The sequence below is a fragment of the Alkalimonas amylolytica genome (genome assembly GCF_900107845.1).
GTDB classification, from domain to species: Bacteria; Pseudomonadota; Gammaproteobacteria; order Enterobacterales; family Alteromonadaceae; genus Alkalimonas; species Alkalimonas amylolytica.
Window position 1 is genome coordinate 1 of the sequence record NZ_FNRM01000029.1, and the last position, 1,198, is coordinate 1,198.

A 1,198-nucleotide genomic window follows, 5' to 3' on the forward strand; every position below is an offset into this window, starting at 1 on the left:
ACACCACCGCGCTGGATTACCCGCAGGATAAATGCATCCATGAGCTGTTTGAGCAGCAGGCAGAGGATAACCCGGATGCCATCGCGGTGGTGTTTAAAAATAGCCAGTTAACTTACTCAGAGCTTAACTGTAGAGCCAATCAACTCGCCAGATATTTGTTAGAGAGAAGGCAGGTTGAACCAGATAGTTTGGTCGGAATTTGTATCGATCGGTCATTAGATATGATAGTGGCTATTCTTGCAGTTCTCAAAGCGGGTGGTGCATACGTGCCACTTGATCCTTCTTATCCATACGAGCGACTTAGCTATATGTTGCAAGATGCAGATCTTGCTACTGTGTTAACTCAAAGTCATATTGTTAAAAGTTTGCCGGTTGAGAAAAGCCAGGCTTTATGCGTTGACGATACAATGTTGATACAGGAGTTGAGGCAGTATTCAACGGAAAATACTTCTCCTTCACTTCTTGGCTTAACTTCCAGTCATTTGGCTTATGTTATTTATACTTCCGGTTCGACAGGTCAACCTAAAGGGGTTAAATGTCATAGCCGCGGTGTACATAGTTTGCTGAATAACATTGAGTCGTTAGCGCCTCTCAAAGAAGGGGGGGCTTGCATGATTTGGACGAGTCTTAGCTTTGACGTGTCTGTGTATGAGACGATGAGTGCTTTGTGCTACGGTCATAGCCTTCATGTGATAGACCGTGAGCTCATGATGAACGCTGTTCAATTGTTTGACTTTATCAAATCATCCAAGATATCTAGCGCTTATTTACCACCGTTTTTTATTAAAGATTTTATTACATGGTTGGCTGTTCAAGATGTCAAACCAGAGCTTGAACGTTTATTAGTGGGGGTGGAGTCCATATTGCTGGATGACTTATTGACAATCAAGTCGCTTATTCCGGATTTAAATATTCTTAATGGTTATGGCCCAACTGAAGCGAGTATTTGCAGTACGCTTTATCGAGTTGATGAGCCGCATTGCAAAAGTCAAATGGCGCCAATCGGAAAAGTTGTGAATAACAGTCAGGCCTTTGTTCTCAATAAACAGCTTGGAATAGTGCCAAAAGGCGTCACTGGAGAGCTTTATATTGGTGGAGCGGGCTTAGCTCGAGGCTACCTCAATCTACCGGAGCTGACGGCAGAGCGTTTTATTGCCAACCCCTTCTATGACGAGAGCCAGCCTAATAGCTCCCCCCG

At 44.1% G+C, this 1,198-nt stretch carries 1 protein-coding gene; it reads left to right on the forward strand.

Annotation, left to right across the window (positions count from 1 at the left end; all coding sequences use genetic code 11):
• Positions 1 to 1,198: amino acid adenylation domain-containing protein (locus tag BLW37_RS18555; protein WP_139243765.1), on the forward strand; the 1,198-nt coding region annotated here is incomplete at both ends.